Here is a 13,402-nt window from a genome sequence, read left to right as displayed (position 1 = left end):
AGGCGCAGTCTAGCACCCCGGTGTGCACGCACATTGCTGCGTACCTTACCCACCGTCACAAATTTTCCGATACCGGACCGGGCACACCGGGACGGCCTTGCTACGCTGAAGAACAGTGCGACCTCGCGCCGGTATCCGCGCCGGGCCGCTTTCCGTCTCATTTTTGATGCGAACGCATTACGAGGACCCGTCATGACCCAGACGACCCGAGCGCCGATCGAGCGCGCCGAAAATGCGCATACCCGGGAGTGGCTGCGCCGCTTTCAGCGCGTGCGCAGTGCCAGCGAAACGCTGTGTGCGCCGCTTGCGACCGAGGACTACATGGTCCAGAGCATGCCGGACGTCAGCCCGCCCAAATGGCATCTGGCCCATGTCAGCTGGTTCTTTGAAGCCTTTATCCTCTCGCCCTGGCTTGATGATTATCAAACGCCCGACCCGGCGTATGACTTCCTCTTCAACTCCTATTACGAGACCCACGGCACGCCCTTTCCGCGGCATCTGCGTGGCACCATTTCGCGCCCGACGGTGGCGCAGGTGTATGAGTTTCGCGCCCATATCGATCGTGAAATGGAACGGCTTCTGAGCGCGCCGCCTGCCGAGCATCTTGACGAGATCATCGACCGTCTCGAGATCGGCCTGCACCACGAGCAGCAGCACCAGGAGCTGCTGGTGATGGACATCAAGCACATCCTCTCCTGCAACCCGCTGCACCCGGTCTATCGCGACGATATTCGCGAGCGGCTGCTGGCCCGCGGCGAGCAGACCTCGACGCCCGCCGAACCGCGCTGGCATCGTTATGCCGCTGGCGTGCGCCAGATCGGGGTGGATTACCCCACCGAGTCGGCCCGCGAACACGACGGTGACGGCTTCGTCTTTGACAGCGAGACGCCGCGCCACCGCCAGTACGTGGCCGAGTTCGAGCTGGCCGACCGCCCGGTCACCAACGCCGAGTTCATCGACTTCATCGAGGATGGCGGCTACTCGCGCACCGAGCTGTGGCTGTCCGATGGCTGGAGCACGATTCACAGCACCGGCTGGCAGGCGCCCGAATACTGGCAGAAGGTCGATGGCCGCTGGCACACCATGACTCTGGGCGGGCTGGTGCCGGTCGACCCCGATGCGCCGGTGTGTCATGTCAGCTTCTATGAAGCCGACGCCTACGCCCGCTGGGCCGGCGCCCGCCTGCCCACCGAGGCCGAGTGGGAAACCGCCGCCGTCGACCAGCCCACTGACGGCCACTTCGTGGAAGACGGCGCGCTGCAACCGCTGGGCGCTACCGACGCCCCGAGCCAGGGGCCGCAGCAGCTCTATGGCGATGTCTGGGAGTGGACCGGCAGCGCCTTTCTGCCCTATCCGGGCTTTACGCCGCTGGAGGGCAGCCTCGGCGAGTACAACGGCAAGTTCATGTCCGGCCAGATGGTGCTGCGTGGCGGCTGTTGCGCCACGCCCGGCGACCATATCCGGGCCAGCTATCGCAACTTCTTCCCGCCCCAGGCGCGCTGGGCCTTTTCCGGCATCCGTCTCGCGCGCGATGTCTGACCCTGTCCGGGCTGCCCCTTGCAGGGTGGCCCGATCTGGAACCCCTGAGCTCCGCAACTTTTGAACACCGGAGCTTTTGAACAAAGGACCGGCCGTCATGTCACAGGCACTTTCCTCTGCGTTTTCCTCACCGAGCAATCGTCATCGGGTGCAGTTTCACGACCAGCTTGCCGATGCCACCCATGAGCAGAGCCTGCTGGAGGCGCTCACGGTCGGGCTGACCGACTCGCCGCGCTGGATCTCGCCCAAGCACTTCTATGATCACCGCGGCTCCGAGCTGTTTGACCGCATCTGTCAGCAGCCGGAGTACTACCCCACCCGCACCGAGGAAGCGATCCTCGAGCGCTCGGTGGAGGCCATCGCGGCCCGCGTGGGCGCGGATATCGACCTGATCGAACTGGGCAGCGGCGCATCCCGCAAGATCCGGCTGCTGCTCGATGCGCTGCGCCCGCACCACTATGTGGGGGTGGATATCTCGCGTGACTTCCTGCTGGAAAGCACCCGACGGCTGGCCGATGACTACCCCTGGCTGCCGGTTCATGCCCTGTGCGCCGACTTCACCGCACCGTTTGCCCTGCCCGCGCTGGAAGGCGATGCCCGTCCGGTGGTGTTCTTCCCCGGCTCGTCGATCGGCAACTTCACCCCCCGCGAGGCCGGCGAGCTGCTCAAGCGCGTGCATGACCAGCTGCCGCCCGGCGGCGGGCTGCTGATCGGGGTGGATCGCATCAAGGATCGCGACCGGCTGGAGGCCGCCTACAACGACGCCGCGGGCGTGACGCGTGCGTTCAATCTCAACCTGATCCACCGCCTGCGCGATGAACTGGGCGCCGCGGTCTCCCCCGATGACTTCGAGCATCTGGCCTTTTACAACGAGGCCGCCTCGCGCATCGAGATGCACCTGGTCAGCCAGCGCGATCAGCAGTTCAGCCTCGACGATCAGACCATCGCGCTGACCGCGGGTGAGCACATCCACACCGAAAACTCGTGGAAATACAGCCGCGAAGGGTTCGAGGCGCTGGCCGGCCGGGCCGGTTTCACCCTGCGTGATCACTGGTGTGACGATCAGCAGCTCTTTGACGTGCACTACTTCGAACGCGCGGCCTGAAGGAGGAAGGGATGTCAGCAATGAGTTCAAATCCGGGAGCCGGTCTGCCCTTCGGGGTGGATCGCGAGCGCAACCGGGCGCTGCGGGAACAGGTCGAGGCCCTGCTGTGTCGGATGACACTGCCCGAGAAGATCGGCCAGATGAACCAGGTCTCCGGCAGCCGCGATTCCACCGGGGCACCGGCCAATACCGAGATCGAGGCGGACGTGCGCACCGGCCGGGTCGGCTCGGTGTTCAACGCCTTCGGCGTCGCGTTCACCCGCGAGCTGCAGCAGCAGGCGCTGGAGGATTCACGCCTGGGCATCCCGCTGCTGTTTGGTTACGACATCATCCACGGCTTTCGCACCATCTTCCCGATTCCGCTGGCGCAGGCGGCCAGCTGGCACCTGGAAGGCATTGAGAAGGCCGCCCGCATCATGACCGTCGAAGGCGCCGCCGCCGGCGTGCACTGGACCTTCGCGCCGATGGTGGACGTCTCCCGCGACCCGCGCTGGGGCCGGGTCATGGAGGGCGCCGGCGAGGATGTGCTGTTGACCTCGCTGATCGCCCGCGCCCAGGTGCGCGGCATTCAGGGCGCTGACCCGAGCGCCACCGACACCCTGGCGGCCTGCGTCAAGCACTACGCTGCCTATGGCGCGGCCGAGGCCGGGCGCGAGTACAACACGGTGGACATGTCCGAGTGGCGCCTGCGCGAGCACTATCTACCGCCCTTTCTGGCCGCGCTCGAGGAAGGTTGCGCCAGCGTCATGACGGCGTTCAACACCCTCAACGCCATTCCGGCCACCTGCCACCCGCTGCTGCTGGATCAGATCCTGCGCCGCGAGTGGGGCTTCGAGGGCATGGTGGTCACCGACTACACCGCCATCATGGAGCTCGAGCAGCACGGCGTGGCGGCGGATGCCGCCGAGGCGGCCCGCAAATCGGTCAACGCCGGCGTCGACATGGACATGCAGTCCGGCTACTTCCTCGACACACTGGAGGCGCTGGTCCGCTGCGGGCAGGTCGAGGAGGCGCGCATCGACGAGGCGGTGCGGCGGATTCTGTGGCTCAAGGCCGCGCTGGGGCTTTTCGACGACCCGTACCGCTACACCGATGAGGCGCGCGAGGCGCAGTGCATTCTTACCGACGAGCACCGCCGCGCCGCCCGCGAACAGGCCGCGGAGTCGATGGTGCTGTTGAAAAACGACGGCGGTGTGCTGCCGCTGTCCGATCAGCACAAAAAGGTCGCCCTTATCGGGCCGCTGGGCAACACGCCGCGTCTGCTGGGCTCCTGGCGCGGCGACGGCGACCACGACGACACCGTGACGCTGCGTGACGGCCTGGCCAACCGCCTCGGCGAGGACGCGGTCATCCTCTACGCCCAGGGTGCTTCCAACCAGATCGGCGAGAACGACACCACCGGCATCGACGACGCCCTGGAGCTGGTGCGCCAGGCCGACGCCGTGGTGCTCGCGCTGGGCGAGGACGAGGATTACGCCGACGAGGCCGCCAGTCGCGCCGATATCGGCCTGCCCGGCGCGCAGCTCGAACTCGCCCGCCGTGTGCTGGCCGAGGCCGGCGACACGCCCGTCGCCACGGTGCTGTTCAACGGCCGGCCCCTGACGCTGACCGAGCTCGACGACATGGCCCCCGCCATACTGGAGGCCTGGTGGCCGGGCACCGAAGCCGGCAACGCCGTCACGGACGTGCTGTTCGGCGACGTGAACCCTTCCGGCAAGCTGCCGATGAGCTTTCCGGTCAGCGTCGGCCAGATCCCGGTCTACTACAACGCCTTCAACACCGGCCGTCCCAAGGGCGTCGATCCCAAATACGCCTCGCAGTATCTGGACATCCCCAACGCCCCGCTCTACCCCTTCGGCTTCGGGCTCTCCTACACCACCTTCGAATACGGCGCGCTCGAGACGACGTGTTCAGAGATCGGACCCGACGACACGCTCGAGGTGAGCCTCACCGTCACCAACACCGGCGAGCGTGACGGCATCGAGGTGGTGCAGCTCTATCTGCAGGACATGCACGCCAGCGTGGTGCGCCCGATCCGCGAGCTCAAGGACTTTCGGCGCCTCACACTGGCACCCGGCGCCTGCGAGCGCGTGATCTTCCGGATCACCCCCGACATGCGCCACTTTTTGAACGCCGAGCTGGAACGCGTGCAGGAACCGGGCCTCTTTCGGGTCCAGATCGGCCGCTGCTCGGAAAGCGGTGAGGAGATCGAGTTCCGGGTGGTGTGAGGGCTTCTCGACCTTGAAGGGCCGTCCGGCGTCAGCGCCGGGCGGCCTTTTGGTATGGGGATGTCGAGGCGGCTCAGTGGTTCAGATAGCGCATCAGCGCGCCGATGCCGAACTGCCACGGCGCGATGGCGTGACTGCGATCAACCCGATTGACCAGCGTGCCCAGTGCCGGGGTATGAATGCTGACCCGGTCGCCCACATGATGGGTAAAGCCCTGCCCGGGGGCGTCACGGTCCTCGCCCGGGGAGAACATGGTACCCAGAAACAGCATGAAGCCGTCCGGATACTGGTGGTGGCGCCCGCAGGTCTGCTCGACCAGGTCGAGCGGGTCACGGCTGATCTCGCGCATGTCGCTGCGCCTTTCCAGCACGAAACCGTCATCGCCGCCTTCAATGCGCATGGTGACCTGCGCCCGGCGAATCGTATCCATGGTGAAGTCATCATCAAACAGGCGAAGGAACGGGCCGATGGCACAGGCGCCGTTGTTGTCCTTGGCCTTGCCCAGCAGCAGCGCGCTGCGCCCCTCGACATCACGCAGATTGACATCGTTGCCCAGTGTCGCGCCGCGCGGCGTCCCCTGCCCGTCCATGGCCAGCACCACCTCGGGCTCCGGATTGTTCCAGTTCGAGCCGGCATGAAGGCCCACGTTGGCACCAAAGCCTACGGATGACAGGGGCGCGGCCTTGCTGAACACTTCCGCATCGGGGCCGAGCCCCACTTCCAGATAGGGTGACCACTGCCCGCGCGACATGAGCTCCTTGCGCAGGGTCATGGCGGCCTCGGAGCCGGGCACGATCTTCGAGAGATCCTGACCGATCAACTCACGCAGGCGGGCGCGGATGTCGCCGGCCCTTGAGGCATCGCCGGCGGCCTGCTCCTCGATCACCCGCTCCAGCAGACTGACGGCAAAGGTCACCCCGCAGGCTTTCACGACCTGCAGGTCACAGGGGGCCAGCAATCGGTTGCTGCGCTCATCGGGCGTGGTGGCACTGTCGGCCAGCGACTGTGACAGCCAGGGCGTGACCGCGCCCAGCGATATGCCGCTGGCCTCATGCGCCAGTGCCAGCCGGTCGTCGCGGTCCAGCAGCGCGCTCATGGTGCCCACATGCGCAGTAATATCGACCAGCTCGCTGCCGCGCAGGGCGACAATTCGCGGGCCGTCGCCGCGCCAGACGCGCCCGACCAGGGCAGCGCTGTCGTGGTCCTCGGGCAGGTATTTCGAGAGTTCAGCATGGCGCATGGCGCATGACCTCCTGTGGATAAACCAGTGTCGGTGACGCTGGTCGGGCGCCATTGCCCCCGCTGAATGGCGCGACTACACCAGCCTTGATCGTTGGTATCAGCAGGGTCGCCAACGCGCCTTAATCAGCGTACCCTCGCGCGTCGACACCCTGTTTGTCCGGTCCCCATGACCGGATGCATCTGCGATGGAACACATCTCATGGTTCGACTGCTACGCGCGCATGTTCGCACCCTGCCGGGTCGCCGCTTCTCTTCCGCTCTGATAGCGGCCCTGCTCTGGATCACGTCCCTGACCCTGATGCTGGTGGTATGCCTCTCCCCGCATGCCGACGCCGCCGATAACGCCTCGCCCCGGGGCGAGATCATCGAGATCGGCACCAACGACTAGCCCCCGCCACGGCGCTGGTCAGAACACCAGCGCCGGCAGCGTCAGCGACAACGCCGGAATAAAGGTCACCAGCAGCAGCATCGCCACCAGCAGCAGCCAGAAGGGCACCACCGCCCGGATGAAGTCGGGCAGCTTCACGCCTGTAATGCTGGCGGTGGTGAACATGACCGTCCCGAGCGGTGGTGTGATGGTGCCGATCGCGGCATTGAAGATGAAAATGATGCCAAAGTGCACCGGATCGATGCCGAACTGCGCGGCTACCGGCGCCAGTAGCGGTGACAGCACGATCAAAATGGCATTGCCCTCCAGAAACATGCCCAGCACCAGCAGGATCAGGTTGGCCAGCAGCAAAAAGGCGATGGCCCCGCCCACCTCGGCAGACAGGAAGGTGGTGATCGTCTGCGGCACCTGCTCCCAGGTGAGAAAGCGGGCAAAGCCGGAGGCCACGCAGATGATGAACAGCACGTTCACCGCCGACAGCAGCGACTCGCGCGTGGCCAGCGCAATGGTTGTCGGGCGCAGCTCGCGGTAGACGAACACCCCCACGATCAGGGCATAGGCCACCGCCATGGCGCCGGCCTCGGTCGGCGTAAACACGCCGATACGAATCCCGCCGATGACCAGCACCGGCAGCGCCAGCGCAATCAGTCCGGCGCGGGTCACACTGATCCATTCATGCCGTGAGACCTTCTCGCGCTGCGGCGGCTGATAGCCCCGGCGCCGACACATGATCGACACCATCACCATCATCGCCAGCGCCATGCCGATGCCGGGCACCACGCCGGCCATGAACAGCCGCCCGATCGAGACATTGTTGACGTAGCCGTAGATAATCAGCGCGATGCCGGGCGGAATGGTCGAGGTGATCAGCGATGACGCCGCGGTAATGGCCGATGAAAAGGGCGTGGGATAGCCGCGCGCATTCATCTGCGGCACCAGCAGCTTGGCGTTCATGGCAGCATCGGCAATGTTGGAGCCCGACAGCCCGCCCATGAAGGTACTCAACAGCACGTTGGACTGGGCCAGCCCGCCGTGAAGACGCCGGGTGCACAGCTCGGCCAGATTCAAAAGCCTGCTGGTAATGCCGGAGTAGTTCATGAACACGCCGGCCATGATGAAAAAGGGAATGGCCAGCAGCGACACGGATTCAAGGCCGCCGGCCAGGCGCTGAATCAGCAGCACCAGCGGCTGCTCGGCGCCGATCAGAAAATATAGAAAGGTCGAAAGAAACAGGGCAAAGGCCACCGGGGTGCCCATGAAAAACAGCACCAACAGGGCGCCAAGTGCGGCAAGAACTGCCATGGCGTCACTCTCCTATCGCGTAAACAGTCGACGCGCGCCGTGATAGAGCATCATGGCGGCACTCAGCGGAATGACGAGATACACCCAGAAATAGGGAATCTGGAGCATCGGCGTGCTGCGAAAGGCCGAAAAGGGCAGCAACTGAAGCCCCCAGTAGAGCATGGCGCCGGCAGCAATCATGATCATGACGATGTTGAAAATCCGCTCGCGCCAGCGCTCAAGCGGCTTTGGCAGGCGCTCGCCGAAAAGATCGATCAGTACATGTTCGTTGCGCCGCACCAGGGCGCTGGCGCCCAGAAAGGTGGCCCACACCAGCAAAAGCTGCAGCACCTCTTCGGCCCAGGCCAGCGGCGCGTTGAGGAAATAGCGCATCAGGGCATTGGCCAGCGCGATCAGAAACAGGGCAAACAGCGCAAGGCTGCCTACCACCTCATCCAGATGCATCAGACGATCCAGCCCGGCCATGAGGGTCTTCATCATCTCTCTCCTGCCCCGGAGCCGACGAACCCCGGGCGCCTGTGTGCGATGCAACGTTTGCGATCAACGGCATCGACGCCCCCTTGGTAGCGGGGGCGCGGTACCGGCTCAGCCATTGATGATGTCGCTGATCTGCTCGTAAAGCCCGGGCGACCACTGCGGGAAGGCCTCGGGAATCTCTCGGCGGGCACGCTCCTGAAAGGGCTTGATATCAACCTCGTTGACCTGCACACCGGCCTCTCTCATGCGCTCGATATCCTTGTCATTCTGCGCCATCACCAGCTCACTGGCGTAGTCGGCAAAGCGCTCACCCGTTTCGGTGAGAATGCGGCGCTGCTCGTCATCCAGCTTCTGCCAGAAGGCCTCACCGGTCACGAACGGGGTGACGGTCTGCATGTGGCGGGTCAGGTTGAGCTCCTTGACCACCTCATAAAACTTGCCGCCGTAGAGCACCGATGGCGGATTCTCGACGCCCGAAACCATTCCCTGGGCCAGCGCCGGGTAGACATCCCCGAGCGACATCGGTGTAGGAATGCCGCCCATGGCGCGAACGGCGGCCACATACATGGGCGAGTTCTGCACCCGCACCTTCACACCCTGCAGGTCGTCAGGCGTCTGCACGGCGTTGCTGGAGAGCAGTTGGCGCTCGCCGTAGATCACGTTGGGCACCACGATGCGATAACCCTGGGCGTTCAGTTTCTGACGCTGCTCGGCAAACCAGTCGGACTCGAAGACCTTGAGCTTGTCCTCGAAGGTCTCGGAGAGATAGGGCGCATCCAGCACGCTCAGATCCGGTACCGAGTCCATGAAGTTGCTGTAGGCGTTGATGCCGATCAGCGCCGAGCCAAAGCGCGCCTGCTCCATGACTTCGGTTTCCGACCCCAGCTGACTGGCCGGGAACGGATGCAGCACCAGGTCGCCGTTGCTCTCCTCCTCGACCCACTCGGCCCACTGTTTCACGGCCACATCGATCGGCTCGCCCGGCTGGTTGCCATAGGCCACGCGAATGTCCGTCGCCGCCAGTGCCGTGGCACTCATGCCCAGTGATGCCACGCCAAGTGTTGCGACACAGCCCAGAATAAAATGACGCATGATGCAGACTCCCTATCGGTGAAGACGCCAGCAGTTACCGGCGGCCGTCGATCTCCGCCGCCCAGGCACGCAGAAGCGGAATGTTCATGTCATGTTGTTCGGCCAGGGCCAGCAGCGGCATGACGCGGCGCTGGCACTTGGCCTCGTGGTTGTCGGCGATATCCGACAACCGATGGTCCAGAAAGGGGTTTTCAAACCGCTCGAGGGTGGTAGCGCAGTACGCCGCCGGGTCCAGCGCCGGCCATGCCCGCGACAAAAGCGGCATCACCTCTTCCAGCAGGGCCTCGAGCGGCGCGCGCAGGCGAGGATCATCAATGGCCTCACGCACGAACGTGATCTCATCCACCAGCGCCAGCGACTGCCACCGATGCACCAGAAAGGTGTGGGACAGATTGAGGATGTGGAGCTTTTGTTTTTCGAACGGCTCGACCTCGTCGACCAGATGCACATCCGGATGCTGGCAGGGCATCTCCAGCCCCGGTGTGCGACGCACCGCCCACAGCGCGTAGGGCTCGGCCACGGCACCGACCGGCTCGATAGCCTCGGAGACGATGCGATCCACCAGGGTGTCCACCCAGGCACAGCGCGTCTCCAGCCAGTCCGTAAAGGCGTCATCACCGTAATGCTCGGCGGCCAGGTCGAGCATCAGCCGGCGCAGGACCTGCCCGTTGTCGCTGATCAGCTCGCACGGCATTAGCGTAACGCCCGCGCCACCCGCCTCGAAGCGCGCGCGTAACAGTTTCAAAAGCCGGCAGGGAAAACTGCGCGGCAGCGCCTCGACCGGGCTGTCTCCCTCTGGCACTTCATAGCCGCGATCGGCCGTGTTGGAGACCACGTGGGTAATATGCCCGACAAACAACGCCTCGAGCGTTGCCCACTGCTCATCGGCAATCAGGCAGCCGGCCAGCGCATCGATCTGATGGGTCTCATCAACCTCCTGACCCTCCCGGCGACCGCGGATCCGCAGCGGATAGATGGGCTGACGCATCAGGGCATACGCCTTCTCACGCCCTGCCGGCCGCGGGGAAGACTGCACCACCACAACGCGTTTTTGCGTGTGGCCGGCGGCCAGCGAGGCGCTCACGAAGGCGTCAACGTGGGCCAGCAGAAAGCGGCTGGTGCCGAACTGGAGGATTTCGGCACTGGCCACATCGATACCGGTCAGGTCGACGCCGGTCATGTCATCGGTAGAGATCACAGGGAGACCCCCCGCTTCCAGGGAATGAAGTCCTGCTGATCCAGTCGGGAGGCGCAGCTTTGATAGCGCCCCGAGGCCGTGTCGATGCAGCGCTCGAGCAGCGCATCGGCCAGCGTATCGATGGAGGAACTGCCCTCCACGATCGGACCGGCATCGAAATCGATGGCATCGAACATGCGCCGGGCCAGCTCACTGTTGCTGGCAATCTTGAGCACCGGCGTCACCGGGTTGCCAGTGGGCGTGCCAAGGCCGGTGGTAAAGAGCATCAGGTTGGCGCCGGAGCCGGCCATCGCCGTGGTGGATTCCACATCGTTGCCGGGCGTGCATAGAAGGCTCAAGCCCGGCCGGGTGACCGGCTCGGTGTAGTCGAGCACGTCCACGATCGGGCTGTCGCCGCCCTTTCTGGCGGCGCCTGCCGATTTCATGGCATCAGTGATCAGGCCGTCGCGAATGTTGCCCGGCGACGGATTCATGGAAAAATCCGCCCCCACGGCGCCGGCGTGGCGCTGATAGGCACTCATCAGCTCGCGAAACCGCGTAGCGAGTTCGTCGCTGGTGCAGCGCGCCGCCAGCTCGTGCTCCACACCGCACAGCTCGGGGAATTCGCTGAGAATGCCCGACCCGCCCAGCGCCACCAGCCGGTCCATGACACCGCCCACCAGCGGATTGGCCGAAATGCCCGAAAAGCCGTCCGAGCCGCCGCACTCCACGCCCAGCACCAGCTTCGACAGCGGCGCGGGCCGGCGGGTGATCTCATTGGCCTGTCGCAGGCCGTCAAAGATGGCGCTCAGCGTCTCTTGCATTAAGGTCTGTTCATCGCCCAGCGCCTGCTGCTCGAAAAAATGGACGGCGCGCGTGCCGTTGGGGTCGCGCGCGGCGATGACCTCCTGCAGCAGCGAGGCCTCGGCATTCTGACAGCCCAGACTCAGCACCGTGGCGCCGGCCACGTTGGGATGACAGATATAGCCCGCCAGCAGCTGGCACAGCGCTTTCGCGTCTTCACGCGTGCCGCCGCAGCCCATCGAGTGGGTCAGAAAGCGCACCCCGTCGACATTGGGGAAGGGGGTGTCCATGACCTCTTCGCTGATGTGCTCTTCGGTCAGCGGCTCGCCGTTGAGCAGCGCCCGCGCCATGCGCTTGTAATGGCGATGCGGATCGTTGCCCAGCGCATCGTTGATGCAGGTCCGCAGCACCTCGATATTGCGGTTTTCGCAGAACACCAGCGGCACCACCAGCCAGTAGTTGGCCGTGCCCACGCTGCCATCACCTCGATGAAAACCGTCAAAGGTGCGCCCTTCAAAGGCGGTAACATCCGGCGCCTGCCAGCTGGTGCGACGCACCTCGCTCCGGTCGCTGTCGGTGACGTGCTCGACGTTGTTGGTCGTAATACGGCCACCGGCGGCAATGGCCTGCGTGGCGCGCCCGACCGTGACGCCATACATGATCACGAGATCATTAACGGCCAGCGCCTGGTGGGTAAACTTGTGCTTGCGCGCCACGCTCTCGGCCAGGGTCACAACCGCTGCGTCGCCCTCGATCGGCACCTCTGCCCCTGCGGGCAGATCGACGAGCGCGACGCTGACGTTGTCCAGGCGATGAATCCTGATCGTGCGGCGCAGATGCTGGGTGGCGATGACATCACTCATGAAGGGCCTCCGGCGTCCGGGAGTCGCTTTCCGTGCTGCCGGTCAGGCTCACCATGCCCTTGATAACGCCGGTGGCCGGCTCGCACCAATGCGCCATGATCTCCGGCATGTCGGCCAGGGGCGCCCGGTGGGTAATCATGGCTTGCTCATGGAGCTTCCCGGCCTCCATCAGGCGGGTCACCATGTCGAAATCTTCCCGCGTGGCGTTGCGGCTGCCCAGCAGGGTCAGTTCGCGCTTGTGAAAGTCCGGGTCGTTGAAGGTAATGTCGGCGCGCACCACGCTGACCAGCACGTAGCGTCCGCCGTGGCCGGCAAAATCAAAGCCGCGGTTCATGGCCTGCGGATTGCCGGTGGCATCGAACACCACATCGGCCATGGCGTCTTCGGAGAAGGCGGCGATGGCCTCGAGGCTGTCGCCCTCGGTGACATTAAAGGTCTCCACCCCCAGGGTGTCGCGGCAAAACGCCAGCCGCCCGTCATGGTTATCCAGCACCATTACCCGGGCACCGTACGCCAGCGCCAGCTGCGCCACGCCCATGCCGATCGGGCCGGCGCCGGCCACCACCACCAGCTCGCCCGCTTCCAGCTGGCTGCGCCGGATGGCGTGGGCGCCGATGGCCAGACACTCGACCAGCGCGAGCTGTTCAAACGACAGTATTTCGGAGGTCACCAAATGCGAGGCCGGCACCACCAGGTACTCCGCCATGCCACCATCACGATGCACACCGATCACTTCAACGTTCTGGCAGCAGTTGGTGCGCCCGCGCTGGCAGGCATTGCACTCGCCGCAGTGCAGATAGGGAATGACATAGGCGCGCTGGCCGACCAGCGCGGCATCCACGTCATCACTGGTGCTCACCACCTCGCCGGAGAACTCATGACCCAGCACGCGCGGATAGCTGAAATAGGGCTGGCGGCCGCCGTAGGCATGGATGTCGGTGCCGCAGATACCCACGCAGCGAATGCGCAAAAGCGCCTGCCCCGGTCCGCACTGCGGCGTATCGGTCTCCTCGAGTCTCATCTCCCCTGGTGCCGCACAGACCAGTACCTGCATGTCCTTCTCCCGATGATTCCAAAGCGGTGTCAGGGCCACATAATCATTGGCCTGACCTTTAAACCGATAATAAGTTGGTCGTTTCGAAACTCAATTCACCGATAGGCTATGAGACGAAGGCATGAAGGCTA

11 protein-coding genes are annotated in these 13,402 nt (G+C 64.8%); 4 read left to right on the top strand and 7 right to left on the bottom strand.

Annotation, left to right across the window (positions count from 1 at the left end):
* The first annotated feature begins 192 nt into the window (after positions 1–192).
* From egtB to bglX, 3 genes are all read left to right on the top strand, one after another.
* Positions 193–1,539, top strand: a complete 1,347-nt coding sequence (gene egtB, locus M1D97_RS02245; RefSeq protein ID WP_456269123.1) for an ergothioneine biosynthesis protein EgtB — start codon at positions 193–195, stop codon at positions 1,537–1,539.
* Positions 1,540–1,636: 97 nt separating this feature from the next.
* Positions 1,637–2,644, top strand: coding sequence for an L-histidine N(alpha)-methyltransferase (gene egtD, locus M1D97_RS02240; RefSeq protein ID WP_456269122.1), 1,008 nt, complete (start codon positions 1,637–1,639; stop codon positions 2,642–2,644).
* Between the two features lie 20 nt (positions 2,645–2,664).
* The gene (bglX, locus tag M1D97_RS02235) at positions 2,665–4,872 is read left to right on the top strand and encodes a beta-glucosidase BglX (RefSeq protein ID WP_456269121.1); all 2,208 of its coding nucleotides are present in this window, start codon (positions 2,665–2,667) and stop codon (positions 4,870–4,872) included.
* A gap of 73 nt (positions 4,873–4,945) precedes the next feature.
* On the opposite strand, the gene M1D97_RS02230 is transcribed toward bglX, so the two are convergent.
* Positions 4,946–6,112 carry a fumarylacetoacetate hydrolase family protein gene (locus M1D97_RS02230; RefSeq protein ID WP_456269120.1) on the bottom strand — a complete coding sequence of 389 codons (1,167 nt, stop codon included), beginning with the start codon at positions 6,110–6,112 and terminating at the stop codon, positions 4,946–4,948.
* A 201-nt stretch (positions 6,113–6,313) separates the two neighbouring features.
* On the opposite strand from M1D97_RS02230, the gene M1D97_RS02225 reads away from it, so the two are divergent.
* Positions 6,314–6,502, top strand: coding sequence for a hypothetical protein (locus M1D97_RS02225; protein WP_456269119.1), 189 nt, complete (start codon positions 6,314–6,316; stop codon positions 6,500–6,502).
* 18 nt (positions 6,503–6,520) lie between these two features.
* Here the strand turns inward: M1D97_RS02225 and M1D97_RS02220 are convergent, their stop codons facing one another.
* The 6 genes from M1D97_RS02220 to M1D97_RS02195 all read right to left on the bottom strand — a co-directional run bounded on the left by M1D97_RS02220 (position 6,521) and on the right by M1D97_RS02195 (position 13,271).
* Positions 6,521–7,804: a TRAP transporter large permease gene (locus M1D97_RS02220; protein ID WP_456269118.1), complete on the bottom strand. Its 1,284-nt coding sequence runs from the start codon at positions 7,802–7,804 to the stop codon at positions 6,521–6,523.
* A 12-nt stretch (positions 7,805–7,816) separates the two neighbouring features.
* Complete coding sequence (locus M1D97_RS02215) at positions 7,817–8,284, bottom strand: TRAP transporter small permease (protein ID WP_456269117.1); 468 nt, start codon at positions 8,282–8,284, stop codon at positions 7,817–7,819.
* Between the two features lie 105 nt (positions 8,285–8,389).
* Entirely contained in the window at positions 8,390–9,373 is a 984-nt protein-coding gene (locus M1D97_RS02210; RefSeq protein ID WP_456269116.1) for a C4-dicarboxylate TRAP transporter substrate-binding protein, read from the bottom strand.
* Between the two features lie 34 nt (positions 9,374–9,407).
* Positions 9,408–10,571, bottom strand: coding sequence for a mannitol dehydrogenase family protein (locus M1D97_RS02205; RefSeq protein ID WP_456269115.1), 1,164 nt, complete (start codon positions 10,569–10,571; stop codon positions 9,408–9,410).
* Positions 10,568–12,217 (bottom strand): UxaA family hydrolase, encoded by a 1,650-nt coding sequence (locus tag M1D97_RS02200; protein ID WP_456269114.1) that lies wholly within the window; start codon positions 12,215–12,217, stop codon positions 10,568–10,570. The genes M1D97_RS02205 and M1D97_RS02200 overlap by 4 nt, the downstream gene beginning before the upstream one ends.
* Positions 12,210–13,271, bottom strand: a complete 1,062-nt coding sequence (locus M1D97_RS02195) for a zinc-binding alcohol dehydrogenase family protein (protein WP_456269113.1) — start codon at positions 13,269–13,271, stop codon at positions 12,210–12,212. The genes M1D97_RS02200 and M1D97_RS02195 overlap by 8 nt, the downstream gene beginning before the upstream one ends.
* Positions 13,272–13,402 lie beyond the last annotated feature (131 nt).

It is taken from the genome of Kushneria sp. AK178, from assembly GCF_053903105.1.
Note: the sequence above shows the minus strand (reverse complement) of the source record. Positions and strands in the feature narration are given on the sequence as shown.

Coding starts and splice junctions, on each gene's coding strand:
- egtB (WP_456269123.1), top strand. CDS start 193: ATGACCCAGACGACCCGAGCGCCGATCGAGCGCGCCGAAAATGCGCAT.
- egtD (WP_456269122.1), top strand. CDS start 1,637: ATGTCACAGGCACTTTCCTCTGCGTTTTCCTCACCGAGCAATCGTCAT.
- bglX (WP_456269121.1), top strand. CDS start 2,665: ATGAGTTCAAATCCGGGAGCCGGTCTGCCCTTCGGGGTGGATCGCGAG.
- M1D97_RS02230 (WP_456269120.1), bottom strand. CDS start 6,112: ATGCGCCATGCTGAACTCTCGAAATACCTGCCCGAGGACCACGACAGC.
- M1D97_RS02225 (WP_456269119.1), top strand. CDS start 6,314: ATGGTTCGACTGCTACGCGCGCATGTTCGCACCCTGCCGGGTCGCCGC.
- M1D97_RS02220 (WP_456269118.1), bottom strand. CDS start 7,804: ATGGCAGTTCTTGCCGCACTTGGCGCCCTGTTGGTGCTGTTTTTCATG.
- M1D97_RS02215 (WP_456269117.1), bottom strand. CDS start 8,284: ATGATGAAGACCCTCATGGCCGGGCTGGATCGTCTGATGCATCTGGAT.
- M1D97_RS02210 (WP_456269116.1), bottom strand. CDS start 9,373: ATGCGTCATTTTATTCTGGGCTGTGTCGCAACACTTGGCGTGGCATCA.
- M1D97_RS02200 (WP_456269114.1), bottom strand. CDS start 12,217: ATGAGTGATGTCATCGCCACCCAGCATCTGCGCCGCACGATCAGGATT.
- M1D97_RS02195 (WP_456269113.1), bottom strand. CDS start 13,271: ATGCAGGTACTGGTCTGTGCGGCACCAGGGGAGATGAGACTCGAGGAG.